The sequence below is a fragment of the Marinicella rhabdoformis genome, from assembly GCF_009671245.1.
In the GTDB taxonomy this organism is placed as follows: domain Bacteria; phylum Pseudomonadota; class Gammaproteobacteria; order Xanthomonadales; family Marinicellaceae; genus Marinicella; species Marinicella rhabdoformis.
In genome coordinates, this window is the sequence record NZ_VTFS01000003.1 from 78,804 (window position 1) to 102,672 (window position 23,869).

Annotated in this window: 22 protein-coding genes and 1 tRNA gene; 10 read left to right on the forward strand and 13 right to left on the reverse strand. The window is 43.9% G+C overall.

The features are described 5' to 3' along the window. The first annotated feature begins 36 nt into the window (after positions 1 to 36). Positions 37 to 558, forward strand: coding sequence for a hypothetical protein (locus FET73_RS08155; RefSeq protein WP_154223465.1), 522 nt, complete (start codon positions 37 to 39; stop codon positions 556 to 558). A 15-nt stretch (positions 559 to 573) separates the two neighbouring features. Next, a complete protein-coding gene (locus FET73_RS08160; protein ID WP_154223466.1) occupies positions 574 to 1,704 on the forward strand; it encodes a hypothetical protein in 1,131 nt (376 codons plus the stop codon). Between the two features lie 117 nt (positions 1,705 to 1,821). On the opposite strand, the gene FET73_RS08165 is transcribed toward FET73_RS08160, so the two are convergent. The 6 genes from FET73_RS08165 to lolA all read right to left on the reverse strand — a co-directional run bounded on the left by FET73_RS08165 (position 1,822) and on the right by lolA (position 6,944). Then, entirely contained in the window at positions 1,822 to 2,520 is a 699-nt protein-coding gene (locus tag FET73_RS08165; protein WP_154223467.1) for a CPBP family intramembrane glutamic endopeptidase, read from the reverse strand. Positions 2,521 to 3,561: 1,041 nt separating this feature from the next. Next, a tRNA-Arg gene (locus tag FET73_RS08170) sits at positions 3,562 to 3,638 on the reverse strand. Positions 3,639 to 3,664: 26 nt separating this feature from the next. Further along, positions 3,665 to 4,591 carry a TolB family protein gene (locus FET73_RS08175; protein ID WP_154223468.1) on the reverse strand — a complete coding sequence of 309 codons (927 nt, stop codon included), beginning with the start codon at positions 4,589 to 4,591 and terminating at the stop codon, positions 3,665 to 3,667. 25 nt (positions 4,592 to 4,616) lie between these two features. Beyond that, entirely contained in the window at positions 4,617 to 4,988 is a 372-nt protein-coding gene (gene crcB / locus FET73_RS08180; protein ID WP_154223469.1) for a fluoride efflux transporter CrcB, read from the reverse strand. Next, positions 4,981 to 6,288 carry a replication-associated recombination protein A gene (locus FET73_RS08185; protein WP_154223470.1) on the reverse strand — a complete coding sequence of 436 codons (1,308 nt, stop codon included), beginning with the start codon at positions 6,286 to 6,288 and terminating at the stop codon, positions 4,981 to 4,983. Before FET73_RS08185 ends, crcB begins: the two co-directional genes overlap by 8 nt. A gap of 11 nt (positions 6,289 to 6,299) precedes the next feature. Further along, entirely contained in the window at positions 6,300 to 6,944 is a 645-nt protein-coding gene (gene lolA, locus FET73_RS08190; protein ID WP_154223471.1) for an outer membrane lipoprotein periplasmic chaperone LolA, read from the reverse strand. Between the two features lie 179 nt (positions 6,945 to 7,123). Between lolA and FET73_RS08195 the strand changes: the two genes are divergently transcribed. The 6 genes from FET73_RS08195 to FET73_RS08220 all read left to right on the forward strand — a co-directional run bounded on the left by FET73_RS08195 (position 7,124) and on the right by FET73_RS08220 (position 14,790). Next, the gene (locus FET73_RS08195) at positions 7,124 to 12,154 is read left to right on the forward strand and encodes an Ig-like domain-containing protein (protein WP_154223472.1); all 5,031 of its coding nucleotides are present in this window, start codon (positions 7,124 to 7,126) and stop codon (positions 12,152 to 12,154) included. 203 nt (positions 12,155 to 12,357) lie between these two features. Then, the gene (locus tag FET73_RS08200) at positions 12,358 to 12,870 is read left to right on the forward strand and encodes a phage tail protein (RefSeq protein WP_154223473.1); all 513 of its coding nucleotides are present in this window, start codon (positions 12,358 to 12,360) and stop codon (positions 12,868 to 12,870) included. Positions 12,871 to 12,879: 9 nt separating this feature from the next. Then, the gene (locus tag FET73_RS08205; protein ID WP_154223474.1) at positions 12,880 to 13,398 is read left to right on the forward strand and encodes a phage tail protein; all 519 of its coding nucleotides are present in this window, start codon (positions 12,880 to 12,882) and stop codon (positions 13,396 to 13,398) included. A gap of 9 nt (positions 13,399 to 13,407) precedes the next feature. Then, on the forward strand, positions 13,408 to 13,926 hold the full coding sequence (locus FET73_RS08210) for a phage tail protein (RefSeq protein ID WP_154223475.1): 519 nt from the start codon (positions 13,408 to 13,410) through the stop codon (positions 13,924 to 13,926). A gap of 2 nt (positions 13,927 to 13,928) precedes the next feature. Then, positions 13,929 to 14,285 carry a DUF6916 family protein gene (locus FET73_RS08215; protein WP_154223476.1) on the forward strand — a complete coding sequence of 119 codons (357 nt, stop codon included), beginning with the start codon at positions 13,929 to 13,931 and terminating at the stop codon, positions 14,283 to 14,285. After that, on the forward strand, positions 14,239 to 14,790 hold the full coding sequence (locus FET73_RS08220) for a GNAT family N-acetyltransferase (RefSeq protein ID WP_154223477.1): 552 nt from the start codon (positions 14,239 to 14,241) through the stop codon (positions 14,788 to 14,790). The genes FET73_RS08215 and FET73_RS08220 overlap by 47 nt, the downstream gene beginning before the upstream one ends. Positions 14,791 to 14,799: 9 nt before the next feature. On the opposite strand, the gene FET73_RS08225 is transcribed toward FET73_RS08220, so the two are convergent. The 4 genes from FET73_RS08225 to ald all read right to left on the reverse strand — a co-directional run bounded on the left by FET73_RS08225 (position 14,800) and on the right by ald (position 19,130). Continuing rightward, positions 14,800 to 15,093, reverse strand: a complete 294-nt coding sequence (locus FET73_RS08225; RefSeq protein WP_154223478.1) for a DUF6916 family protein — start codon at positions 15,091 to 15,093, stop codon at positions 14,800 to 14,802. Positions 15,094 to 15,182: 89 nt separating this feature from the next. After that, positions 15,183 to 15,725 (reverse strand): DsrE family protein, encoded by a 543-nt coding sequence (locus FET73_RS08230; protein ID WP_154223479.1) that lies wholly within the window; start codon positions 15,723 to 15,725, stop codon positions 15,183 to 15,185. Positions 15,726 to 15,738: 13 nt separating this feature from the next. Continuing rightward, positions 15,739 to 18,015 carry a DNA translocase FtsK gene (locus FET73_RS08235; protein WP_154223480.1) on the reverse strand — a complete coding sequence of 759 codons (2,277 nt, stop codon included), beginning with the start codon at positions 18,013 to 18,015 and terminating at the stop codon, positions 15,739 to 15,741. A 59-nt stretch (positions 18,016 to 18,074) separates the two neighbouring features. Continuing rightward, positions 18,075 to 19,130: an alanine dehydrogenase gene (gene ald, locus FET73_RS08240; protein ID WP_154223481.1), complete on the reverse strand. Its 1,056-nt coding sequence runs from the start codon at positions 19,128 to 19,130 to the stop codon at positions 18,075 to 18,077. Positions 19,131 to 19,393: 263 nt separating this feature from the next. Between ald and trxB the strand changes: the two genes are divergently transcribed. Further along, on the forward strand, positions 19,394 to 20,344 hold the full coding sequence (gene trxB / locus FET73_RS08245; protein ID WP_154223482.1) for a thioredoxin-disulfide reductase: 951 nt from the start codon (positions 19,394 to 19,396) through the stop codon (positions 20,342 to 20,344). A gap of 51 nt (positions 20,345 to 20,395) precedes the next feature. Then, positions 20,396 to 21,040 carry a leucyl/phenylalanyl-tRNA--protein transferase gene (aat, locus tag FET73_RS08250; protein WP_154223483.1) on the forward strand — a complete coding sequence of 215 codons (645 nt, stop codon included), beginning with the start codon at positions 20,396 to 20,398 and terminating at the stop codon, positions 21,038 to 21,040. Positions 21,041 to 21,065: 25 nt separating this feature from the next. Here the strand turns inward: aat and FET73_RS08255 are convergent, their stop codons facing one another. From FET73_RS08255 to FET73_RS08265, 3 genes are all read right to left on the reverse strand, one after another. Beyond that, on the reverse strand, positions 21,066 to 21,761 hold the full coding sequence (locus tag FET73_RS08255; protein ID WP_179952189.1) for a helix-turn-helix transcriptional regulator: 696 nt from the start codon (positions 21,759 to 21,761) through the stop codon (positions 21,066 to 21,068). A gap of 339 nt (positions 21,762 to 22,100) precedes the next feature. Further along, positions 22,101 to 22,823, reverse strand: a complete 723-nt coding sequence (locus FET73_RS08260; protein WP_154223485.1) for a TIGR04219 family outer membrane beta-barrel protein — start codon at positions 22,821 to 22,823, stop codon at positions 22,101 to 22,103. 334 nt (positions 22,824 to 23,157) lie between these two features. After that, the gene (locus FET73_RS08265; RefSeq protein WP_179952190.1) at positions 23,158 to 23,868 is read right to left on the reverse strand and encodes a SprT-like domain-containing protein; all 711 of its coding nucleotides are present in this window, start codon (positions 23,866 to 23,868) and stop codon (positions 23,158 to 23,160) included. Position 23,869: the final 1 nt, after the last annotated feature.

Sequence of the window (23,869 nt, forward strand, 5' to 3'; positions counted from 1 at the left end):
TCATTAATCTGAGCCTTTTTAACAGGAGCAGACAAAATGACAAAAACCGCTTTAATCATCGGCTTAATGGCGGCCACCATCAGCCACGCCAACTGTACAGATGGCAACAAAACAACAGCAGCAAATCCACACACCTCCAAACCTGAAGCCATACAGTTTGGAATCCAATTAAACACCATGCAAACCCAATTGAAAAACTTGTGTCAGCGAGTCGAATACAAAGAAATCAAGCCGCCACAAATTCCAGGCACCAAAAACAGACAGGTACAACTCGATTGTCATGGCTTTGAGTTTGCCGGCGGTGAACGTCTGGCTGAATTTGTATTCAAAGACGATGCTTTATTCCTGACTTGGGTATTGGTCAAGGCCGAAGAATTAAACAAACTGGAAAAAAGCATGACACAAACCTATGGACAAGCAAGCCATCAAAACCAAATGTTCTCAGCCTACACTCAACACCACACCGCCCTCAGGAAAGACATACCAGAGGTGCTTTTTTATGCCGATGAAGCCGCCGCCCAATTTGAAGCATGGTTTAAATCAGCAGAATCTCAATAACCGCAGGAGCATAACATGACATATAAAAAACTGTTAATCATCACCTTAATCTACTTGTCACAAGCCGCCTATGCAGCTCATGATAACGCCTATTTTCGCCACCTTAAATTCAGGGAAACGCCCTTCAGCCCTTACCAAGGCATCCACCCCATCGATAAAAAAGAGGCCAAAGAAACAGCACACTATCGCTTTGAATACGATGACCAAGGCCGAGTCACCAGTGTTGCACACATGATTGGAAAGCAAATCATCAATGACAACGGCAATTGGGACACTTTTATATGGTTTGCTCCAAAAGTCAGTATGACATATAAAAAACACCAAGAAATTCACCATTACCACAACACCAAAGACGAAAGAATTTCAGCACACGGTAAAGTGTACCAAGCCACTTACCAGCTCAACTCAGAAGGCAAACGCATCAGCCTCAGTTTCACTGATGAACAGGGCCAAGCCAGTGAAAACGCATGGGGTATCAACCGCTACCAGTGGCAGCACAAAGACGCCCAAAACATCATCGAAAAACGCTTTGACTTGAAAAACACACAAAAACCCCTGCGTCCAGTATTTCCTTTTTACGAAACCCACATGACCTTTGACCACAAAGGCCAGATACAATTCATGAAAAACTACGGCACAGAAAGCCAACCAACCAACAACGACTCCGGCGCCGGCATCGACCGCATTTTTTACGACCTAGAAGGTAATTTCCAACGCTGGCATGTCTATGACAAAGATGGAAAACCCGTCAACGGCAACCGCCCCATGGTTCACATTGGCGAGCATCTTTACGACGACAAAGGCAATAAAATAGGCATGCGCGGCTTTAACCCGCAAGGCCAGCAAATAAAATTTTCTTGGGGCGATTTTGAAATCCGCAACCAATACGACAAATTCGGCAACCAAGTCCAAAGCCAAGTATTAAACGAATCAGGAAAACAATCCCACCGCATCACCGTCGAGTACAGTAAAAATGGCCTGCGCCGCGAATGGCTCAAAGCCTACAATGCAGAAAACCAATTATCAGCATCGCCCATGCTCAGTGGTGCAGCGGCACTGAAGTATCAATACGCTGATGATGACCTGATACCCAGTGGGCGCGTACCATATGATAAAGAATTGAAAAAACTACCCCAACAAAATTAGACCTTTAAACCCAACCACAAGACCTGCCATGGACGGCAAGGTTTCGGCATACGATTGCAGCTTAAATAACAGACTGCCAGCGGCCCGCTGGCACTGAAACCCCTTAAACGCCAATGCTTAAGATTTAGTTGACACTGACTTATCGCGAAAAAATAAAAACCGCAAAACAACATAGGTTAATAATGGTGCCATAAACATCCCCACCACACTGTGTAATAAAAGCCCCCATTCACTCATGTGTTTCGTCGATTCAGAAACAAACACACCCGCCGCCACCGGACCTTGAGCAAACACATTCGAAATAAAGTTCCAGCCAAAATGCAAACCAATAGGCAAAGCCAAAGAACCACTTTTATGAAAAGCAAACGCCCAAACCCAACCGGTTAAACCAGTTCCCAAAAAGACAAACAACATGGGAATCCATTGCCCCAAAATGCCATAAGAAAACCAATGGTAAACCCCAAATACCGCCGCCGAAATCAACAAAGCCCAACGTGCACCTAAAAATTGAATCGCAATCACCAACAAAGCGCCACGGAAAATCAATTCCTCAAACAGCACCGAACGCAAATGCCAATAAGCCACCTCTGGCCACTGCCCCCAATTCGCCCCTTCAGCCAACTGCCACTCCGTGCCACTGATCCACCACCTGACCACATAAACCAAACCACACAACAACACCATCAAAGCAAAGCCACAAAACAACTGCTTCAGCCGCAAAAGCACAGGCGACCAACCCAAAGCCGACAAATTCTGCTTCAAAACAAAATGCAACAACAACCAAGAAACCAACAAAATAACCACATTCCCCAACATGCACACCTCCCCAGCAAATCAAACATTATCTCAACAAAAACCCAACAAAAACACCGCCAAAAGTCCTGAAAACACCACCCAAACCAGCCACAAGCCCGCCTTGGCACGATTGTGTTTAGCCTGTATTGCTATATCACCTATAAAACACCGCCTTAGATTGAATTAAGTGAGGTGTGCTTGTTGCGGTGCAATGGGCAGGGGTGAACCCTGCAACTACATTTGTTTGGTGGTGGTTTGATCTGTAGTCACACCCCTTGCGGGTGTCTGTTTTGGTGGTGGTTTGAACTGTAGCCGCACCCCTCGCGGGTGCCTAAATCACCATTCCGTCATATTCCAACTTGACCTACCCCCATCACACTCGGGCTTGACCTACCGCCGTCATACTCGGGCTTAACCTACCCCCGTCATACTCGGGCTTGACCCACCCCCGTCATACTCAGGCTTGAACTACCCCCGTCATACTCGGGCTTGACCCACCCCCGTCATACTCAGGCATGACCTACCCCGTCATACTCGGGCTTGACCCGAGTATCTCCTTTTCTGGTTATATGTTTTGTTAACCTGTTGCGTTGCAAGGCAAGGGCAAGCCTTGCAACTACAATAAAACGAAACAGCAACGGTTAACTGGCAATCAAAGAGATTCTCGGGTCGGAGCCCGAGAATGGCGGATTGAATGGTGCGCTTGAGACGATTTTGTTCAGGCGTCCTTGCCCTCGGCTCTTTGGGCTCACTTCGCGCGGCTGATTTGTTCCTAGCAATCTTCTGTCCTATAAAGCCATGTTTTCGATTATTGGTAGTGCATTTTGAGATGGGCTGAGATTCTCGGGTCGAGCCCGAGAATGACGAAGTGTTAGGTATGGTGCGCTTGACAGGAATGGACTCGGGCTATCCCTGCCTTCGGCTATTTGGGCTCACTTCGCGCGGCTGATTCGTTCCTAGCAATTTTCTGTCCTATAAAGCCATGTTTTCGATTATTGGTAGTGCATTTTGAGATGGGCTGAGATTCTCGGGTCGAGCCCGAGAATGACGAAGTGTTAGGTATGGTGCGCTTGACAGGAGTTGAACCTGTGACCTGCCGCTTAGGAGGCGGCTGCTCTATCCAGCTGAGCTACAAGCGCTTGTGGTTTTGAAAGGGTGAATTATATCATTCTGTTGTGTTTTCGCCAGTGGCTTCTTGCATCACAACAGCAATCTGATTGCCTTTGGGGTTTGTGGTGATTCGGCTGATGTCACCCTGCTTTGGATCAGTAAATTGTTTGATCAATGTCCAGTGCTTTTTGTTGGTACTGACAAATAGGTTCTGACCCTGGCCTGTCCAGAATCTACCTTTGCTGTCTAAGGTGAAGTCTTCACTGCCTGCAATCAAATCCATGACTTTTGTTGCTTTGCCTTTTTTACTTTTGCGGGTTTTAATCTGCCAAGGCTTGGTTTTTTTGTCTACATAATACAAGGCCGTGTGGTTTTTATCTGTGATAAAAGAGCGGCCGATGTTTTCTTCAATTTTCGTGACTTTTTTGTTTTTGCCTTGGTGGTATAAATCTCCGCCACCGGTGGTATTCAGCACAAAGGTCCACAAGTGTAAGCCGTCGTTTTGTACCCAGTTGTGGTAACCAACGGGCTTGAGGTCGCTGTGGCGTTCTGCTTGTTGGTCTTTTTTGTTGTTCAGTTTGACCAGGTATTGATCACCTTGGGCGTCAACTTGTATCACGCTCAAGCCTTTTTTACCTGGAATCGGTGTGGGCGAGTATTCGCTTTCTGGCGTGACCATATAGGCTTGGTTGAGGTCTTTTTTGATGTCGTATTGGTAAATATCGGTTTGGCCATTGCGAAACTTGGTGTAGTAAATCATTTTGCCTTTTTTACCAAAACGCGGCTGTGAATCATAACCCGCACTGTGGGTGATGTTTTTTCCATTCAATAACTCAGGGATTTCGCCTTTGTTGTTGATGTCAAACAAGTAAATTTCACTGCCCGGAATGGCAGGAGTAGCAGCAATGACTGGGCCTTCTTTTGCTTCCTCAGCTTGGCTCATTGTGGCCACTGCCAACATCAAAAAAACATTTTTTTTCATATCTAATTCCTTAATTTTTACTTTCTTAATTCTTTAGGCAAAGGCCCAGCCAAAATGCGGTAAAGCAAAATATACATGTCAACAAAGTATAAGCCAAAGCGCGCAGCCATTCATCATTTTGTATCAGCAGTACCGTTTCCATAGAAAAGGCAGACCAGGTGGTCAATGCGCCCAAGAATCCCACCATCAACAATGGCTTGAGTGTGGCACTGATATCTGGTCGACTTTGTAGCCATGAATAAACCAACCCCATGAAAAAACAACCGACGACATTAACCAATAAAGTCGCCCAAACCAGCGGTTTGTCAAAAATCGCGACCACGATTTGGTTGACCCCATATCGTGCTGTTGCACCCAAAGCACCACCTAATGCAACTAACACATAAGCATTAAGCATTTGAACTTCCTTTGGCCTTCAGTGCTTGCACTCTTTTGTCTCGGATGAATTTTAGCCGCTCACTGATTTGTTTTTCTAAACCTTGCTGCACAGGCTGATAATAAATTTGTTCACCCATGGCATCAGGAAAACCGGTTTGGTCATATGCGATGCCGTCGGTACTGTCATGGTCATACTGGTACCCTTGACCATAACCTTGATCTTTCATCAAATCTGTCGGTGCATTTCGCAAGTGCATCGGCACAGGCTGTGTTCCACCTGATTTGGCCGCTGCTGTGGCTAATTTAAAAGCTGCATAAACGGCATTACTTTTGGGACAAGATGCCAAATAGCTGACGGCATGGGCTAAAGCCAAATCCCCTTCAGGCGAACCCAAACGCTCATAAGTCTGCCATGCATCAAGACACAAACCCATGGCACGTGGATCGGCATTACCCACTTCTTCTGATGCCATGCGCAGAACACGCCGTGCAATATAACGTGCATCACAACCACCATCTAACATCCTTGCCAGCCAATACAAGGCGGCATCGGGATGCGAACTTCTGACACATTTGTGCAAGGCAGAAATCTGCTCATAAAATTCGTCACCACCTTTATCAAAACGTCGTGTTTGGCCCGACGTGACCAATGCCACATCTTCGTCTTGAACGCCCCCATCAAGCACATAATCAGATAAAATTTCTAATAAACCCAATAGTTTTCTGGCATCACCATCGGCGGCTTGTATGAGTACCTTTTGTTGTCGCTCAGAAAGCTGCATGCCTTTGAGTTTTTCATGAGACAAACTGCGTTTTAACAGCACCATTAGGTCTTCTGATGTGATGGCTTTTAGGACATAGACTTTACTTCGTGAAAGTAATGCATTGTTCAAAGCAAAACTGGGGTTTTCTGTGGTGGCACCAATCAAAGTAATCAAGCCACTTTCTAGGTGCGGTAAAAAAGCATCTTGTTGAGATTTATTGAACCTGTGTATCTCATCAACAAACAACACCGTTCTTTTTGGCAGAACAGCTTCTGCTTTAACAATGGCATCTCGTATGTCTTTTACACCAGCCAAAACAGCTGACAGGTTAATTAACTGTGCATCAACACTTTGACTGAGGATTTTGGATAAAGTGGTTTTACCGGTACCTGGCGGCCCCCAAAACAACATGGAATGTAACTGTTTTTGTGCCACCAGTCGAGACAAAGGTTTTCCTTCACTGACCAAATGGCTTTGACCTACTACCTGGTCTAAAGCAGTGGGCCTCAATAATTCCGCTAACGGTGCTTGAGGTTCAAATATGGATTCAAACAAACTGATGGCCTTTAAAACTCACCGCCAGTTTGTTCACTGGGCGCTTGAATAACGTCAACACCTTCAGGTGGTGAAAACTGAAACAGGTCATCCTCTAATTTTGGATTTTTCACACTGTCATGAAATTCGAATATCATGGTTTGGTCTAAATGATTGACCACTTTAATTTGAGATAATTGCTTGTCTTTCAAAGCCAACCACACTGTTTTGACTTCTTCAGATTGTTTTTTTGGAGTCAGGCTTATCCATGAAGTACCGTTTGACTCGGTTTCAAACTTGATGTTGTAATGTTGATTGCTTAAATCTTTATTGATGATTACGTATATGGGGTTAAGCTGGTTATTTTGTTTTTTTACCGTGACTTGTTCTAAGTCTTCATCATAAACCCACACTTTATGACCATCAGCTATAATCAATTGTTCAATGGGTTGTTTATAGTGCCAACGAAATTGACTGGGTGCTTTAAGCCAAACCAAGCCGTGACTTTCTTCACCATGTTTGTTGTCTTCATTGACTTCAAACTGTGTAAACTCCGCACGCATGGTTGATAATCCATCCCTAACTTCTGCCAACAATACCTGCGGATCGGTTTGCGGTGCTTCAGCTGCTAATTGAAAACTCCACATCAAAATTAATACGATTTTTATTTTTTTCATTTTTATTTTATTCCTTTTAATTTCACAAAGTTTAACATTTAATCACTTTAAGTGAGATGACTGGGTTCAATAAATCACTTCTATAACTATGAAATTATTGACAACACTACAGTAATTTTATACTGTAATTTAACAATGCTTAACATTTTTTGAATCACAAACTAAAGGAACGGGGAACCATGAAATTTCTAAAATCAGCCATATTCATGTGGCTGGCTGTACTCACACTCAATACAGCCGAAGCTCAAAATCGTCAATACCACCTATTTGCCGACACCGATAACAACAGTACTTCAGGCTGTACTGTTAATTGGCCAGGTTTGGGAAACAGCATATCAGGTATAGAAAACCGATTCACTATCACAACCGACAGTCAGCTGCCACCTAACATCATTGACACGCAGGTTCATGACTGTCAGGGCAATGCTTTTGGTGCAGGTACAAGTCAAGGCCAAGCTGCCTTAGGCCTTAACACCGGCAATAACAGCAGTGATGTGTTTGAATTTTCAATCAACAGAAATTATTTGGGTATCAATTCATCAGGTAGTGTGCTGTTTTATTTCGCCAGTGAATCCAGTGCCGTTGCAGACGTGGTTTTAGCTGCAAACGGTGGCGGTCCTATTTTTATGGGTTTTGCATTTCCTGTTCCTGCTTTGGGCCTTTTAGGTTTGGTGCTAATGGCAAGTTTAATGTTATTTTTGACCCGTAAAAAAATCAACAAGCAATTGAAAACCACTGCTGTATTGATTTTAGTTGTTTCAAGCGCTTGGGCCATGACCATTATTATCGACGGCCAAACCAATGACTGGGCCAGTATGAGTCCTGCAGCCACAGACCCAATTGGCGACACCGATGGCACTGGCAGCTATGCAGACATCACCAGCATTTACTTGACAAAACAAAGTGATCAGCTGTATTTCCGTATGGACGTGGTTGATGTAGAAAACCAAGCTCCGGTGGCCAACGCCACTTCTGACAGCACATTAGAAGAACAAGCAGTTACTATTACACTGACCGGCTCAGATGCTGAAGGCGCAGCCATTACCTTTTCTCAAGCCACAGCGCCTGCCAATGGCACACTGAGTAATTTCACTGTTATTAATAACACCACTTCTTCTGTGGATTACACACCAGATTTGGATTTTGCAGGAAATGATACATTCACCGTTATTGCCAATGATGGTCAAGTAGATTCTGCACCGGCAACAATCTCAGTCACCGTAAACCCAATAAACGACGCACCCAGCTTTACTTCTGGTGGCAATGTCAATGTCTTAAAAACAGCAGGTCCTTACAGTCAAACGTGGGCCACTGCCATAGCAGCTGGACCCGTTGATGAATCCAGTCAAAACCTGAGTTTTAATATCACGGCCAATGACAATGCAGCGATTTTCACGCAACAACCAACCATTGATGCCAATGGCCTGCTGACCTTTACTGGGGTTAACAATGCCACAGGAACAGCCAACTTGACGGTTGAGTTAATGGATGATGGCGGCACGGCCAATGGTGGCATCGACACCTCTACCGCAGTCAACTTCACCATCACTTTACAGGGCGTTAATGATGAGCCTTCTTTTACGGCAGGTGCAAATCAAACTGTGAACGAAGATGCGGGGGCACAAACCATCAACGCTTGGGCCACCAATGTCTTGGCAGGACCACCTGATGAAATTGGTCAGACTTTAACTTTCAATGTGGTAAATAATACCAATGCTGCTTTATTCAGTGCAGGCCCAGCAGTGGCTGCTAATGGTACATTAAGCTACACACCAGCAGCTGATGCCAACGGCTCAGCAACCATCACAATTGAATTAATGGATGATGGCGGTACCGCCAATGGTGGCGATGACACTTCTCCTGCGCAAAGCTTCGACATCACCGTAAATTCTGTAAATGACGTGCCCAGTTATACCAGTGGTGGCGATATCACAGTTGATGAAGACAGTGGTGCATTTGATATGGCTTGGGCCACAAACATCTCAACTGGCCCTGCCAATGAAAACAGTCAAACTCCAAGTTTTAATATTGTTAATGTGAGCAATGTCAGTTTATTTTCTGTGACTCCTACGATTGATGCCACAACAGGAAACTTAAGCTTTACGCCGACTAATGGTGTATTTGGTACTGCAACAATCACCATCAACTTGATGGATGATGGCGGCACCACCAATGGTGGTGTTGACACCACAGCGAATGCGACTTTCGATATTTCAGTCAGTGAAGTCAATGAACCACCAGTTTTGGCCAACATAGCTGACCCCAGTGTGGATGAGAATACCTTGCTGGCTTTCACTGCAACAGCAACAGATCCAAACGTTCCCGCTCAAAACTTAACATTCAGTTTGGGTGGTACAGCGCCATCAGGAGCCGCGATTACTGCTGGAGGTGATTTCACTTGGACACCTACAGAAGCCCAAGGAACCACCGGCTCTTTCACGTTTGATGTCATTGTCACTGACGACGGCACCAACCCCAGTAACCTCACTGATTCACAATCTATCACTGTGACTGTCAATAAAGCCAACGAAGCACCCGTGCTGTCTGCCATTGGTGCACAATCAGTCGATGAATTGACTTTATTAAGCTTCATGGCCACAGCCACTGATTCTGATAATCCTGCTCAAAACCTGACTTATACATTAGGTGGAACAGTTCCATCTGGTGCGAACATCACACCGGCAGGTGCTTTCACTTGGACGCCTACAGAAGCACAAGGTCCTGGTGTTTACACTTTTGATGTGATTGTGACTGATAATGGCGCCAATCCAAATAACCTCACAGATTCAGAAACCATCAGTGTGACAGTCAATGCAGTCAACACAGCACCTGTATTAGCCGCGATTGGCAATCAAAGCATTGATGAAGAAACCCTGTTAAGTTTCACCGCCACAGCAACAGATTCTGATTTACCGGCCCAATCACTGACTTATAGCTTGAGTGGTCAACCTGCTGGTGCTTCAATCAACCCTGGCAGCGGCGTGTTCTCTTGGACACCCACAGAAGCACAAGGACCTGGTGTATATACATTTGATGTTGTGGTGACTGATGATGGCACCAACCCTATGAATTTAAGCGATTCAGAAACCATAACGGTCACAGTTGCGGAAGTCAATGTGGCTCCAACCGCCAATGGACAAGCCACAACCACAGATGATGCAACACCTATAGTTATTACCTTAACTGGTAGCGATCCAGAAGGTGCCGCTTTAACATTTGCTATTGCTTCACCACCTGCCATCGGTAGCTTAGGCGCCATTTCGCAAATCACGCCAACTTCTGCCGATGTGACTTACACGCCATCTGGAGCGACAGGCTCTGCAGACTTTACCTTTACAGTGAATGATGGTGCATTAACCAGCCCTGCCGCAACGGTTACCTTGCCGGTCACATCTTCTAACACGGCACCAACAGGTGTCAATGACGCGTACAATGTCACCGGAAATGTTGGTATTGATGTGCCTGCTGGCAGTGGTGTCACTTCAAATGATACAGACCCAGAATTAGATACCTTAACGGTTACGGCTTTTGATGCAGCCAGCGCACAAGGTGGTACGGTATCTGTGAACGCCAATGGCAGCTTTACCTATGATCCACCGGCTGGCTACACCGGCGCAGATAACTTTAGCTACACATTATCAGACGGTGCACTAACCGACACAGCTACAGTTAATTTGACTGTTGCCAACAAGATTTGGTTTATTGATAATTCTGCAGCTGCAGGCGATGGTCGTTTAATATCACCATTCAATTCAATCGGTAGTTTTAATTCAAGTGCTAACGACGCTGCAGGCGACGTGATTCATATTGACTTTGGAGACGGTACCACCACAGGTTATGACACAGGAATCATACTGTTAAACAATCAAAGGTTGTTGGGTCAAGGTGTGGTACTCAGCTCCACAAACACTGGAATTACATACCCTACTCACAGCAGAACCCTACCAGCTGCTGCCGGGAATCCAACATTGGTGACCACCAATGCCAACAGCATAACCCTAGGAAATAATAATATAGTCAAGGGTTTGACCGTTGGTAATACAGGTACAGGGATCGCAATTTTGGGTCAACCGTCATTTGGCAATTTGACCATTTCTGATGTGTCTGTCAATGGAACAGGCAAAGCTTTAGATTTAGTCAACGGTACACTTGATGCCACTTTTGATGAAATCAGCTCGATTTCCAGTACGACTGAGGTGATTGACTTATTGGCATTAGATGGCCAACTCACTGTCAATGGAGGCAATATGTCAGGCGCTGCCACCAACACAGTTAGCATCAGCACCAACTCAAGTTCATTCAGAGCTGATTTTAATGGTGTTACAGTGGGCGCTAACAACGCAGCTACTGGCATTAATGGCATCAGCTTCATTTCCTCAGGTTCAGCCGCAGCTGAACTCAATATTAATAACAGCATCTTCACCGGCTCTAAAAACCGCATGATTTCGGCGACCTTCACAGGCTCTGGTGGTGGTTTAGTTAATATAGGGACAGTGTTAGGTAATCAGTTCATAAGAAACCAAGATCAAACGCCATTAACTGGAGCTGTCATTGGCATATTTACGGATGGAGCCGGTGCAATGACCACTAACATTGTTAACAATTCTATATTGGCTGGCGCATTCCGTTTTCAAGGGGATGGTATTTTTGTCAGAAATGCCGATACCTATACAGGTACGCACAGGGCCACTATTGCAAACAACACCATAGGTACACCAGGTGTCAATGGCTCAGCCTTTAACCCTGCAGACAACTCAGGCGATGCCGGCATAGTTTTGATGGGCGGAGATTCCAGCAACATGATCGCACTGATTAATGGTAACAATGTCTATGATTACAACGCCTCTGGAATTGAAGCAGATTTTACGTCCACCGGTGGAAATTATGACGTCACCATTACCAACAACACCATCAGTGACGCACTGGGAACCAGTGGCTTCGATGCTGCAATTGCCGTCTTTGGTGGAGTCAATGCCGCCTCTGCTGTAGATGCCTGTGTACAGGTAGATGGAAATAACTTAAATGATCCCACTAACGAAGAAATTGATGTGGACGTCTTCAATGACGCAGGGACATATAATGACCCAGGGCTTACTACCTTGACTGATGCAGGACTTGAGACACATTTGCTGGGCACTAACACAGCCGCAACTGCAGTAACGTTCACATCTGGCACACTGGGCGGAGGAGCCGGTTGTATTCTACCTTAAGCTGATCATTTAATAATTGTCACATGAATTGAGAAAAAATTTTCACATGTGACAATTATTAAACTTTAAACAATAAAAAGTTCTTTCCGAGAACAACATAATTCTAAATGGTGTTAATTAGCATCATTTGAATGGGGAAAATAGGAGTAAGGCAAATCCAACTTTGCAACTTCTCACACTAAAACAAATTGGAGGATATTCTAATGTCAGAACCTTTTTTAGCCGAACTCAGGATGGTTGGGTTTAACTTTGCACCAAGAGGGTGGGCGCTTTGTGATGGGCAAATACTGCCAATCAATCAAAATCAGAGCTTATATTCCTTATTAGGTACTACATATGGCGGTGATGGGCGAACCAGTTTCGCATTACCTGATCTTCGCAGTCGTGTGGCTGTTCACCCTGGCAATTCTGGTACAGGAACGGACTACTCACTGGGTCAAAAAACAGGAGAAGAAACCCATACTTTGACTGAAGCAGAAATGCCGCAACACACCCACACTTCTTTCGGCGTATCAGACGCAGCAAACACCACAGCACCTTCTGGCAATCAATTTGCATCGACACAAGGTTTATACCATACAGCAGATTCTTTGGTGGCAATGGATCCAACCAATATACGCAATACAGGTGGTAGCCAAGCTCATGAGAACATGCAACCATTTACTGTAGTTAATTACTGTATAGCCCTTCAAGGCCTATTCCCATCACGAAACTAGGAGAAAATCATGTCAGATCCATTTGTTGGAGAAATAAGAATGTTTGCGGGCAATTTTGCACCGCGATCTTGGGCATTTTGTGATGGTCAGCTGCTGGCCATTTCCCAAAATGATGCTTTGTTTTCATTATTAGGCACTGTTTATGGAGGTGACGGAAGGACCACATTTGGCCTTCCAGATATGCGCGGCCGTCTATCAGTTCATGCTGGTAATGGACCGGGTTTAAGTCAACGCAGACTGGGGGCGAAAGGTGGCGCAGAAAACGTGACTTTAACGGCCAACCAAATGCCTTCACATTCACACACGTATAATGGCAGTACTGCCGCAGGTAACCTGAACTCTCCTGCTGGGAATGTATTGGCAGGCCGTGCCAACGATCCCACTTATTTAGAGTCACCCGCAACAGGACAAATGTCATCCAGCTCAGTGAGCAGCGCAGGCGGAAGCCGTTCTCATACTAACCTCATGCCTTATTTATGCGTTAATTACATCATCGCATTATTTGGTATTTATCCAAGCAGACAATAGGAGATTATCATGTCAGAACCATTTATTGCAGAAATAAGAATATTCGCTGGTAATTTTGCCATCAGAAGCTGGGCATTCTGTAACGGACAATTATTACCTATTGCTCAGAATACCGCATTGTTTTCACTGATTGGCACCACCTATGGCGGTGACGGCAGATCAACAATGGCACTGCCCAATTTGCAAGGACGTGCGCCCATGCACCCGGGCAGGGGGCCAGGATTAACCGCCAGACAGCTGGGAGAAAGGGGCGGAGTCGGTACGGTTACACTTTCTGAAAATCAAATGCCATCTCACAACCACGCGCATGGGGTTGGTGAACGCAGGCCAAGAGGCACAGTGCCCAGTGGAACTGCGGTCGTGACAGAAGCAGGTGAAGCCACTTACAAAAACAATGGCTCCAATGTGCCTATGGCCAACCAAGCCATCAATAGCACAGGAGGCAGTCAACCACACAATAATGTACAGCCGTTGCTGGCTCTTAATTTCATTATAGCCCTACAAGGCCTATTCCCATCCAGGAGTTAATTATGAACCGAAGAAAGTTTGCAAAATCAATCATGGGAGGCATTGGCGCAACAGTTATGACGAGCCAAGTTATGGCAAGCACTGTCCAAGCTAAGTCTACCTCATTTCAATTTGAAGCTGGTCATACCATGCGTACTGAAGACGGTTTAAACATGACGCTCAGTGGACATCAACTGCCCACTAAAAACCGTGATCCTAAACAATTTGTATTGACCTTTGATGTGCACAATGCCAATGGATTGCTTCAAGAGAACATTTATCAATTAACTGATCACAAGGGTGTAAAGCATGAAATATTCATGACCCCAGTTAATGAAAACCAACTCCAAGCAGTCTTTAACAGGAGAACGCATGCCTAAAACTTGGTTAAAACTTAAGAAATACCAGTACATTCCAAGCAGCATTTCTTTCCAAGCCATATCCGATAACGATATGGCTTTTCTTTCTGAACTGTACCGCAGCACCCGCTGGGAGGAAGTCATGCAGGCACCTTGGAGTGAGCAACAACGAATTGATTTTTTAGATCAACAATTCAACGCTCAACACACACATTACCTATCGCACTACCCTCATGCTGAAAAACTTTTGATCATTCAAGATAACCAAAGAATTGGTCGCATTTATTTAGATCGCGATGACACATCTATCTGCCTGATTGATGTCGCTTTCTTAACACCAAACCGCGGAAAAGGTTTAGGAACGAAGCTATTAAAAGAGCTCCTTTCAGAAGCACAAACCACCAACAAAAAAGTGGTTATACATGTGGAAAATTTTAATCCTGCTTACCAATGGTATATCAAACATGGCTTTCAACAAATTGAAGACAAAGGCGTTTACCAATACATGGAATGGTATCCACAATAAACAAGGGATTTAAGTGAAAACAGCCTCGTAATGAACACCTTTGTCATCACCAAAGACTGGCACCAAAAACAACTCAAACTCACCCAATTCTTTATGGGACACAGTGTAAACGCCTTGCTCATAAACCGTGGGTGATTCATTTGAAAACACCACGGAAAATTGTTTTCCTTCACGGTTCGCTGCTGGGGCTTGACTGGCTGTTACTTCAACAATTTGACAATTTGACTTCTGACTGCCGACAAATTGAATCTCAAACACATCTTTCTGATTGGCTTCAAATGATTTTTGATCAGGTAAACTCATAAAAATTAAGGCGTATTAATGAATTATTATTATAGCTGATTTCTTGCTGATTATTTATACAGAATGGAAGTATTATTGAATGATTTGCTTTAAAAAGGATTGACGGTAAAACCTTTTTGTTGAAGCAAAGCATGTGCTGTCATCGCAGATAATGACAACTTGACACCCGGCAACAAATCACTTTGATTAACGCCATAATAAGCCGCACTCTGACCACATACATAAAAAGTCACGCCCTGCTCATGCAAAGCCTTAATTAAAGCTTTATTTTTATTTTCTACTTTTTGCTTAGCTTGATAATAAGTATCAGAAGTCAGGTCTTTAACCGCACCGCCATGAACCACCACCGCTAGATTGATGTGTTCTTTTTTAACACCAGCTGCATGGTGCATGTTGATGAAACGAGCAACAGTATCAAATGACCTGTTCACTTCACCCGCTTTGGCTTGTTTTGCCACATCAAAGCTGACTTTAAACTGAGCATTTTCAGGTAATGCTTCCATATCCTCAACTTCAGCAATTTTCCCAAACTCAGGAATGACTTTACCTGCATGAAAATGATCATTTTGCGCCCATACAAATGAGCTGACACATACAGCAAACAACACCAAAAAGTATTTACATAGTTTCATTATTTCACTCTCGTTATACAGATGGTGGCGGTGGCGCCAATACTTCGCGAGCACCATTATGTGCAGGCGCTGAAACGACACCATTTTCTTCAAGTTGCTCAACAATGGTGGCGGCGCGGTTATACCCTACTCGCAAACGCCTTTGAACGTATGAAATAGAAGCTTTGCGACTTTCTGTAACAACAAACACCGCCTTGTCATACAGTTCATCCACATCACCTTCTGCTTTTTCTGGTAAACCAGTGTCTCCCAACATTTGACCATCTTCAGTCAACTGCACTTCATCTAAAATACCTTCTTGGTACTCAGATTCATAATGTGTGGTCAAGTAATTCACCACACCGTGCACTTCATGATCATCAACAAAGGCACCATGGACACGATCTGATTGTGACCGCCCTGGTGGCAAATACAACATGTCACCATGGCCTAAGAGCTGTTCTGCACCACCTTGATCTAAAATCGTTCTTGAGTCAATTTTTGAAGACACTTGGAATGCCATACGTGTTGGAATGTTGGCTTTAATTAAACCGGTAATCACGTCCACTGACGGACGTTGTGTTGCTAAAACCAAATGCACACCCGCCGCACGGGCTTTTTGTGCCAAACGCGCGATCAACTCTTCAACTTTTTTACCAACAATCATCATCATGTCAGCAAACTCATCAATCACCACCACAATAAAGGGTAAAGGCTTTAATTCCTCAGGTTCAAGCCCTATTCCACGAGTCACTTCATCAAAGAAAGGATCCAAAATAGGCTCACCGTCGGCAATCGCTTTTTTGATTTTTTTATTGAAACCGGCTAAATTTCTCACGCCCATGGCGGCCATTAATTTATAACGGCGTTCCATCTCAGCCACACACCAACGTAAGGCATTGGCCGCTTCTTTCATGTCCGTTACAACGGGGGCTAGCAAATGCGGAATGCCTTCATAAATAGACAGTTCAAGCATCTTCGGGTCGACCATGATCATTTTGACTTCTTCAGGTGTGGCCTTGTACAGCAAACTGATGATCATTGAATTAACAGCCACAGACTTACCAGATCCTGTGGTACCTGCTACCAACAAATGTGGCATTTTGGCAATGTCCACAATCACTGGCTTGCCACCAATACTTTTACCTAAACCCAAGGTCAGTGGTGACTTGGATTTATCAAACTCAACTGAACGCAAAATTTCACTCAAATAGACAATTTCACGGTTGATGTTAGGTATTTCAATACCGATATAAGGTTTACCCGGAATCACATCGACAATTCGGACAGAAGAAATGGACAACCCACGAGCCAAATCCTTAGACAAATTAACAATAGTTGCTGCCTTGATACCTGCAGCTGGGTTGACCTCAAAACGTGTAATAACAGGGCCAGGATAGACTCCCACCACTTCAGCTTTGACTTTAAAATCAGCCAGTTTCAGCTCTAACTGCCTTGATAAAACTTCAAGTTCTTCATCACTGTAACCCACCACTTGGCTGGGCGGATTATCTAACAAAGCCAAAGGTGGCAATTTCCCAGGCGGCAAAGAATCAAACAAATTCATTTGTTTTTCCTTGGTCGCTCGCTGGCTTTCTTCTTTAACGGGTTCCGTTTTCTCTATCACAATGGGTTCGCGGTTTTTCTGTACCACGGCATCATTCCTGCGAACGACTTCACGCTCAGATTGTGCTTTGCGACCCGCTTTCCAATCACCAAACTGATCCCACTTGGACTGAAGCCACAAACCCAACCTAATCATCCCCTTACCCACTTTATCCATCAAGCCTATCCATGACAGTCCAGTAAACAGTGTGATTCCAGCTAAGAAAACAGCGGTTTGTATCATGCTGGCACCAATCATCCCAAATCCAGACATGACAGAACTGCCAAAAACTTCTCCAATGATACCACCTCCTGAAAAAGGTAAACCTGCCGTGTTTCCATGCAAATGTGCCAAACCACAACCCGTGACCAGTGCAGCCAAAAAACCACCCACTTTGATCACGGTGTCAAGCCACGTCAACTCTTCATCATCTGAACCGCGATATAAACGCCAAGCAATGATGAGCAGAGCCAAAGGCAAAAAGTAAGCAAAATAACCGAGAAAATGAAACAAGAAGTCAGCTAAATAGGCCCCACTCACTCCACCCAGGTTGTTAATTTGTGACACTTCAGAAGAAGCAAATGACCCCGGATCATTGGGGTTATAAGTGATTAACGACAATAAAAAATAGGCCGCTATGGGCACCAGCACGAAAACCGTGCTCTCCAGTACCCTTTTTTTGATTTGGTGTGAAACTTGCGTCAAATTTACCTCAAAAAAAAGGGTTTTCTATTGCGAAACTTCGCAATAGAAAACCTCTTATATTACAACAGTGCTGGGTGAACTATTTTACCCGAATGCACATTGATGCCTTTTTGTAACGAAGGAACCGAAGCCCAATCAGGCTGTGCCAATCGTTGCACATATGGCAAGATGGCCGCTGAAATCGCTTGTGTCGAAGTTCTTGGAACCGCACCTGGCATGTTAGTCACTGAAAAGTGAACCACGCCATGCTCAGTGAATGTCGGTTCTGCCCAAGTAGTCGGACGTGTGGTTTCTACACAACCACCTTGATCAACAGAAATATCAGCAATCACCGAACCAGGTTCCATGCCTTTAACCATTTCTTCAGAAATAACATGTGGCGCTTTGGCACCGGTAACCAAAACAGCACCAATGACCAAATCAGCATTTGAAATTTCAGATGCCACCAATTCTTGGTAAGGGTACAAAGCCGTCACATTAGAACCCATGGCCATCATTTGAGCCAAACGGTCTTGACGTTTATCAAAAACCACCACATTAGCACCCGAAGCTGCTGCCAGTGCAGCTGAAGCACCACCGGCGGCACCACCACCTAAAACAACCACTTTACCACGTTCTGTTGAAGGTAAGCCACCCAATAAAACGCCTTTACCACCCAGAGGATGATGTAATGTATGTGTACCCACTTGTGTCGCAATGCGACCGGCAATAATCGACATGGGCGCCAATAAAGGCAATGAGCCATCAGTTTCTTCAACAGTCTCAAATGCCACACCAGTCAAACCGATGTCCAACAAAGACTGTGTTAATGCAGGCTCAGCGGCCAAGTGCAAATAGCAAAACAGCAAATGATCTTCGCGCAGGTATTGTAAATCACCAGCAATTGGCTCTTTGACTTTGACAATCATCTCCGCTTCACGGTACAAGCTTTCTGCATCAGCCTCAACGGTGACACCTGCCTTGATGTAGTCTTCATCTGTAAAACCACTCATAAACCCAGCAGTTGCTTGGATATAAACTTCATGGCCTGAACGAACCAAGTCAGCTGCTGCTGCTGGCACCAAAGCCACTCGGCCTTCTAAGGTTTTGGTTTCTTTTGGAATCCCGATTTTCATGAACTGTATGTCCCCATAAAAAACTTTGAAAAGCGCACCGACTCATGCCGACGCAACAAAACGCCTATTTTAGCCAAGCAATGCCAATAAAGGAACAATTGTTTTATCAATGAACAGTCCTTTCAGGTATATCATAGACAGACCCATCATAACCAGTGAATTTAATATTCGCAAAAGCAGAACACTGCATTCCAATAAATCTATTTTACAAAACACAGCCTGCCGTTTATTATGGCTGCTTTGAAAAATTTGAGTACCCATCCATGGAAACAATACATCACAAACTCATCATTGTGGGTTCAGGCCCCGCAGGTTATGCAGCAGCCGTTTACGCGGCCCGTGCCAACTTAAAACCAGTTATCATCACAGGCCTTGAACAAGGCGGACAATTAATGACCACCACAGAAGTGGAAAATTGGCCAGGTGATCCAGGAGATTTACAAGGTCCCGAGTTGATGGCGCGCATGTTAGAGCATGCTGAAAAATTTGATACTCAGGTGGTTTTTGACTACATCAACAGCGTAGAACTGGGTGAACGTCCTTTCACATTAAAAGGTGATCAAGCGACATATACTTGTGACTCTCTGATTATTGCAACGGGTGCTTCAGCTAAATACTTAGGTTTGGAATCTGAAGAAGCGTTTAAAGGCAAAGGCGTTTCTGCTTGTGCCACTTGTGATGGGTTCTTTTACCGCGACCAGCCTGTAGCCGTTGTTGGCGGTGGAAATACAGCTGTAGAAGAAGCCTTATATTTATCAAATATTGCGTCAAAAGTCTATTTGGTACACAGGCGCGATTCGCTGCGTTCAGAAAAAATCTTACAAGACCGTTTGATGGAAAAAGCCAAAAATGGCAATGTTGAATTGGTGTGGGACCATGAGGTGGATGAAGTGTTGGGCGACAACATGGGTGTTACAGGTTTGCGTGTCAAAAGCACCAAAGGTGAAGGCACTCAAGACCTGAAGGTTCAGGGCGTGTTTATCGCCATTGGACACTCTCCAAATACACAAATCTTTGACGGCCAGTTGGACATGCAACATGGCTATATCACCGTAGAATCAGGTCAACAAGGCAATGCCACACAAACTTCTATTGAAGGTGTGTTTGCCGCAGGTGATGTCATGGACCACATTTACAGACAGGCCATCACTTCAGCCGGCACCGGTTGTATGGCTGCTTTAGATGCTGAGCGTTATTTAGACGCACAAGAATAAAGCATAAATGGGTGCGCCGGTGTTTTAAAGTGCTGGCGCCTCAAATTTTCCATGCTACCCTACCTCTATTTACACGAAGACTTTCCGCCGACTGAACAAGCATTAACAGCGCCTGATGGTTTGTTGTGTGCTGGTGCCGACTTATCACCAGAACGCTTGATTCAAGCCTATGAATCCGGCATTTTTCCGTGGTATAACGAAGACGAACCCATCTTGTGGTGGTCTCCATCTGAACGCATGGTGTTATTTACTGATGAAATTCACATCAGCAAAAGTTTTACCAAAGACATAAAAAAACATAAAATTAGCTATTTTTTAAACCGCAATTTCAAAGCAGTCATTGAGCACTGTGCCCACATAGCCCGAAAAGACAAAGGCACATGGATTCACCCCGAGATGATCGATGCCTATTACGAATTGTTTGCACGTAAGCGCGCTTTTTGTCTGGAGGTTGAACTCAATGGTGAAGCTGCAGGCGGCATTTATGGCGTCATCACTGACCATGTATATTGTGGGGAGTCTATGTATTCTTTGAAAACCAACGGCTCAAAATACGCCCTGCTCGGCCTGTGCCAGCACTTACAAAGCATTGGTATAAAGCTTATCGATTGCCAAATTCATAACCCACATTTAGAGAGTATGGGTGCCAAATTAATACCCCGCAAACAATTTTTAAATCATTTAAGTGGCCTATAACACGCAAGCGACTTAACCCAATAGTCTAAGCCATGATTTTTTTAAACAATGCCAATTGATTGTTGGTATTGGTTTTTTTTAAAATGTTTTTAAACTGACATCTGACCGTGTGATCTGAACGTTTTAACTGCTCAGCAGCCGTCTTCAGACAAGAATTTTCATATAAAGAAACCAATAAACGCGATTCTGCTTGAGACAAATTGTATTTACGCTGTAGCGTGCTGTCATAAATGGTGCCCGGTAAAGCTGCACCAAACAAGCCTTCACTGTCGAGTGCTTTTTTGATATGAATTAAATAGTATTGAAAACGCCACAAATCTATACTGGAATATTCTTTTTTATCAGGATGCGGTAACAGATCTATTAACAATTTTATACCGTCACTTAAATTCACATGGCCTACGGCTTGCTTAACCAATGAACAGTCTGCGTTTTGCTTCCTTTCAATGTGCAACTCAACACCTTGAACAGCTTTGTGTCCTAAGATCTCTTCTGGGCTGCTTGCAACTTTTGAAAATGTGTTTTCCATTGCGGTATTTGAAATAAAATCAGCCTCTGCTAGTACCCAAGCAGAATGATCAGTACCCTCAACAGAAACTGTGATAGAAGCTGCAGATAAATCCTCACCCAAATGCTCAGCGACAGAAAGCCAATTACTTTTACCCAAAGGCATGTCGTAAATGGATTGAATAACTTCAGAATTAACAGTGAGCTCGTACATAACAGCACCTTCTCTTAACTTGATATTCCTTAAACCAGGAAAAAACGACTCATCCATGAGCCAAACCAATTTGGTGATCCCTTGCTTCTTTGTGACACCATCGTGAACCAAACGATGATGCCACCCCCTTATGAATATTTCAGCTGTCAAATAATAATTTGAGGAGAACCTTTTCAGCCTACTTATATACAGTGCGTTGAATCTATGATATCTCTCATTATTTTTAAAACTTTTTAGCTCAAAGCCATTTAAAACTCTTTAGCTTCTTGATTAACAAGACTTTTTTAACCAAAAAAAACCCGCAATCAGCGGGCTTTTTTTTTAAAAAGTCCATGGTTTTTAAAAGTGAAAATTAATACCTGCAAAAAAACCATCAATTTCTAAATCAGAAGTCAAATCACCAATATTAACCAAGTCTACACTCAAGGCACGGTAACCAATCACGCCACCCAAACCCATTTTGCTTTCGTAGTTCACACCCACTTCAAAGTCAGTCACATCATTACTGTCAAAACTCAAAGCTTCAACACTGCCATAGACTGAAAAGCCCGTTAAAGGCAGGTCAACTTGCCCTTTTCCATATAACATAGGAATCACATCATCAAAATCCGAACGGTCATCTAACAGTTCCTGATAATTGAAATCACTGTACCCGTCGAAATATTTAAAGCTCAATCCCAAGTCTAAATTTATCCAATTATCTAACACTTCATAATAAAGCATCATATCCACATGGCTGAAATCTATATCGCCGATAACATCTACACTTTGTCCAGGAAAGGCAGCCACGTCACTGATGTTAATCAAACCTTCGGCTTGAACATCGTTTTGTTGAATTTTGATGTTGGGTAAGAATGGTACAGGGTGTTCCAAAGCCGCGTAAAAAATATTGCCGCCGTTGTCAAAATCAATGTCAACACGGTCACTGCTTGAAATATCTGAATTGATGTTACCAGCCATGTCGTGTTGCCAGTTACTGACACCCGCATAAAAACCCAGAACGGTATCGGCCACAGTTGCTTGAGTCATCATCAGAGCAACGAGAATAATTGTTTTTTTCATGTTTGATTCAATTTAAAAACGGCACAGTTTAACTGAGTTCATTGTCTTTGCAAGTATTGGTCAATTGAAATTATTTCTTTCGCAATATTTGCCTTTTGAAAATAGCTCAAACCCGTCATGCCAATGGCTCTTACCCATCATACCGACGCAGGTCGATATCCAGTGATTTAAGAATAAACCAATCAATTATTATAAGGCGCACAGATCAGCAAAAAAAACATTCAAACTGGATTACGGCCTTCGCCGCAATGACGATATCGCCCAATCAACTGCTCACACGAAAACAGAAAAATACGGAACGCCATCGGCTCGTTGGCTCATAGCCTTTTGTGATTCAATATTTGTGATTTAACAATAGTTGTCGCTCTCGCCAATCTGGCATAAAACCATCCATCAAAGCGTGGAACCGCTTGTTGTGCAAACGTTCATGTAAATGTGTCATCTCATGGACAACAATATATTCAACACAAGATACTGGGTATTGTGCCAAGGACAAGCTCAACCAGATGCGCGCATCATGAATGTGACATGTTCCCCAGCGGGTTTTCATGTTCTTGATTCTGCATTCGGCAACTTGTTTACCTACAATTGGCTGCCACTTTTCAATTATACTTTCTGCCTTGATTAACAGCTGGTCCCTGTACCATTGATTCAACAGTTTTTTCCTGTTGGCAGTTGTCGTTTTAGTGCCAACATACATGTACAGTCTTTGATCTTTAGACAAAACTTGGTGTTTGCCTTTGGCGGCTAACACCACCAATTTAAATGCTTCACCAAAAACTTGATGCCATTCACCCGACTTGTATTCAAACTCAGGCTTAATAGCTAAGGATTTAATTTGTGCTTGAGCTGATTCAATCCAGTCCAAGCGATCCAATACAAATTGTTCAATCACTCTATCTGAAACTTGATAAGGCACCGATACCCGAACTTGACCATCGGGTTTTAACACCCGCATATTGAGGTTCTTTATTTTTTTACGCCAAACCAAAACTTCTAAATCCTGAATGTAAAGTACAGATTTTTTTGTGATTTTACTGGTCACA

Coding starts and splice junctions, on each gene's coding strand:
- lolA (WP_154223471.1), bottom strand. CDS start 6,944: ATGAAAAAAATAAAAATCGTATTAATTTTGATGTGGAGTTTTCAATTA.
- aat (WP_154223483.1), top strand. CDS start 20,396: ATGCTACCCTACCTCTATTTACACGAAGACTTTCCGCCGACTGAACAA.
- FET73_RS08225 (WP_154223478.1), bottom strand. CDS start 15,093: ATGAGTTTACCTGATCAAAAATCATTTGAAGCCAATCAGAAAGATGTG.
- trxB (WP_154223482.1), top strand. CDS start 19,394: ATGGAAACAATACATCACAAACTCATCATTGTGGGTTCAGGCCCCGCA.
- FET73_RS08155 (WP_154223465.1), top strand. CDS start 37: ATGACAAAAACCGCTTTAATCATCGGCTTAATGGCGGCCACCATCAGC.
- FET73_RS08205 (WP_154223474.1), top strand. CDS start 12,880: ATGTCAGATCCATTTGTTGGAGAAATAAGAATGTTTGCGGGCAATTTT.
- FET73_RS08215 (WP_154223476.1), top strand. CDS start 13,929: ATGAACCGAAGAAAGTTTGCAAAATCAATCATGGGAGGCATTGGCGCA.
- FET73_RS08255 (WP_179952189.1), bottom strand. CDS start 21,761: ATGTACGAGCTCACTGTTAATTCTGAAGTTATTCAATCCATTTACGAC.
- FET73_RS08200 (WP_154223473.1), top strand. CDS start 12,358: ATGTCAGAACCTTTTTTAGCCGAACTCAGGATGGTTGGGTTTAACTTT.
- FET73_RS08165 (WP_154223467.1), bottom strand. CDS start 2,520: ATGTTGGGGAATGTGGTTATTTTGTTGGTTTCTTGGTTGTTGTTGCAT.
- FET73_RS08220 (WP_154223477.1), top strand. CDS start 14,239: ATGAAAACCAACTCCAAGCAGTCTTTAACAGGAGAACGCATGCCTAAA.
- crcB (WP_154223469.1), bottom strand. CDS start 4,988: ATGCTTAATGCTTATGTGTTAGTTGCATTAGGTGGTGCTTTGGGTGCA.
- FET73_RS08175 (WP_154223468.1), bottom strand. CDS start 4,591: ATGAAAAAAAATGTTTTTTTGATGTTGGCAGTGGCCACAATGAGCCAA.
- FET73_RS08230 (WP_154223479.1), bottom strand. CDS start 15,725: ATGAAACTATGTAAATACTTTTTGGTGTTGTTTGCTGTATGTGTCAGC.
- FET73_RS08195 (WP_154223472.1), top strand. CDS start 7,124: ATGAAATTTCTAAAATCAGCCATATTCATGTGGCTGGCTGTACTCACA.
- FET73_RS08160 (WP_154223466.1), top strand. CDS start 574: ATGACATATAAAAAACTGTTAATCATCACCTTAATCTACTTGTCACAA.
- FET73_RS08260 (WP_154223485.1), bottom strand. CDS start 22,823: ATGAAAAAAACAATTATTCTCGTTGCTCTGATGATGACTCAAGCAACT.
- FET73_RS08210 (WP_154223475.1), top strand. CDS start 13,408: ATGTCAGAACCATTTATTGCAGAAATAAGAATATTCGCTGGTAATTTT.
- ald (WP_154223481.1), bottom strand. CDS start 19,130: ATGAAAATCGGGATTCCAAAAGAAACCAAAACCTTAGAAGGCCGAGTG.